We start from the raw sequence: 2,620 nt of genomic DNA, 5'->3' as shown, positions 1-2,620 counted from the left end.
GCGAATGCCACGCTGAGCAAAACCCCCAGAAGAGTCAGGAACAATGGAACAAGAATCTTCGACTTCATAGCTTTCTCCTTCTAGCCGTGCTTCCAGTCAGAGCTACCCTCACTTTAGAGAGAGCGTAATGCGAATTCCAGTTCCTCAAAGAGACAGGAGCGGGCAGGATGCTCGACGCGGGAGGTGTACAGCCACTATACTTCGCGCTAGAAACGGAGAACCCATGGCTCGTTACAAATTGATTGCTTGTCACGTCCTTTGGCGCGAGTTCTGCCATTTTGCGTCGCAGGGACCGAATACCATCGAGTTCGAATTCTTGGAACAGGGTCTGCACAACACACCCGATATCCTTCGCGATCGGTTGCAGGCGGCCATCGACGCGACTGACAACAAGTTCGATGCAGTGCTAATAGGCTACGCCCTGTGCAGCAACGGCATTGTCGGCCTGACGGCGCGGCACACTCCGTTGGTGTTTCTACGCGGACACGATTGCATCACCTTCCTGCTTGGCTCGAAAGAGCGTTACCGGGAGTATTTCGACGCCCACCCCGGCACATATTGGTACAGCCCGGGCTGGATAGACGACACGACAATGCCGGGCATCGACCGGTATAACTCGTTGCTCAAACAATATGTGGATACCTACGGCGAAGAGAACGCCGATTTCCTGATGCGGATGGAGCAGCAATGGTTCACGCACTATTCCAATGCCGCGTACGTGGATTTGGGTTTCGCCAAACAAGACGCGTACGTCGAGTACACGCGCGAATGCGCGAAGTGGCTCGGCTGGAATTGCGACACGCTCAAGGGAGACCCGCGCCTTGTCATCCACATGCTGGAAGGGCGCTGGAATGACGACGATTTCCTCGTGCTCCACCCCGGCGAGTCGGTGGCGCTAACCTACGACGAACGCATCATTGAGGCACGAAAGCCTAACGACGGTGTCTTCCCTCCCAAGTAGAGTCGTGTGGCCATCTTTCCAGCGTATCTCTCCCAAGGTACGCCAAAGAAGGAAACACCTCGCGCGAAGAAGCAGAGAGCGGACAACGGGTGCCGTGTCAGTCGATTCACCGTCGATCTTCTTCCGTCTCACTAGATAATCCCACCGCCGACTAAGCCAATCGATTGATACAAAATGAACCTGCAGTTCCTCCAAGCGTAGTGGTAATAGCTAACAAGACAGGCGAACTTCTAAGCTCGCCATGGCTGCGTGCCAACAAAAGGGTGAAAACATTGAAAGCAAGGAAAGGTCAGATTATTTTGATATTCTTCGTTCTCACCGCACTCCTGCTTGGCATCGAAATCGCATCAAATGGAATACCAGCCGATTCGCTGATTGCGTCTCTGAGTAGTCCTTTACGACACTCTTCGGCTGTCACACGTGACTTCACATGCATCAGTATTGAGGGTGCGCGATTTCCCGATAAGGCTAGTCAGAATTACTGGGAATGGCCTCGATGGATGTACAAACTCGACAGCGTGAAGCCAACTGACCAGGCGTCCTTCTCAGAACGCGTAAGGCTGGAGTCCAACAATACTTTGGAGCTCAGGTACGTCCGCGGAATGGCGTGTGTACTGCCCACAAGAGACAACCCCTTCGTCTCAGGTCTGGCCATCGGAAACGTCCTTGATACGCCGATCTCTCTGACTCTGGAATCGGCCACTACGTGGGAGGCCATCAAAGCCTTCTCGCGAGAACTCAAACAGACCGCGCATCCCACCCAGCACTTCGATGTATATCCCAAGTATACCCGCGATCCGGCTACCGGACACCCCTCATGGCGTACGGAAAGATGCGTGACGCTTAACATGACTGACATACCGGCACGAGAAGCGCTCTGTGAGATCCTGCGACAATCCCCAGTTCCGGCCAGTTACCACTTAGCTTACTATTTCAAACGCTCGCCGCTTGGTGGTCCGCCTTTTTTGAATACTGTTGGCCTAAGTCTGAACTTCTACAGTCCAAGCGGCAAGCTCTGCGCACACTTCCAAGGTCCTCCGTATGACTACAGTCCCGAAGAGAAGAAGTGGTGGCAACATGAAGTGGCAACCCTCTCGAAGGATCTATGAGATGACACGGCCTGACTGAGCGAGCATTTCTACGGGCAGGGGAGCGGCGACTCTTCAAACATCGGCACGCTGATCGTATTCACCGCCGGCGGCATGCTGTCGGCATCCGAAGGATCCGAACCTCCGTTGTACTCGTCAATATTCGAATAGCCGTCGTTGTCGGGGTCGCCGCTTGCCCCCTGATCGACATCGGTCGTGCCATCATCACTCGGATTCAACCCATGGTCCGCTTCCCAGCCATCGGGCAAACCGTCGCCGTCGCTGTCTTCCGTGGGCGCCGCGAGGTAGTAACCCTCTATCGGCAGTGCCGTGTCCGAGGCCCATTGGCCGCCCACCGCCAACTGACCGCTCGCTTCCAACGAAAATGAAAAGTCGATGGTCTTGCCGAGCGCCATGATTGGACTGTTATTGGCGTATTTCATGAACCCGCGGAATGGAGCCTTCATCTCGGCTTCGTGCCCGTCGGCGGATACCGCAATCTCAATAATCCCCTGGTAAACAGGACCCCTGTCTTCGACCCACATGATGGTACTGTGACCGTCCGGCAGGG

The 2,620-nt window shown here is 54.9% G+C and carries 2 protein-coding genes; one reads left to right on the top strand and one right to left on the bottom strand.

The window, feature by feature from the left end; all coding sequences use genetic code 11:
• Positions 1–223: 223 nt before the first annotated feature.
• Complete coding sequence (locus tag K1Y02_26850) at positions 224–961, top strand: DUF1638 domain-containing protein (protein MBX7260003.1); 738 nt, start codon at positions 224–226, stop codon at positions 959–961.
• A gap of 1,138 nt (positions 962–2,099) precedes the next feature.
• Here K1Y02_26850 and K1Y02_26845 read toward each other — a convergent pair.
• Positions 2,100–2,620: thrombospondin type 3 repeat-containing protein (locus K1Y02_26845; GenBank protein ID MBX7260002.1), on the bottom strand; the 521-nt coding region annotated here is incomplete at its 5' end.

The sequence above is a fragment of the Candidatus Hydrogenedentota bacterium genome, from assembly GCA_019695095.1.
In the GTDB taxonomy this organism is placed as follows: Bacteria; Hydrogenedentota; Hydrogenedentia; order Hydrogenedentales; family SLHB01; genus JAIBAQ01.
The sequence above is the reverse complement of the archived record's forward strand: the minus strand, read 5'-3'. Positions and strand labels throughout refer to the sequence as shown.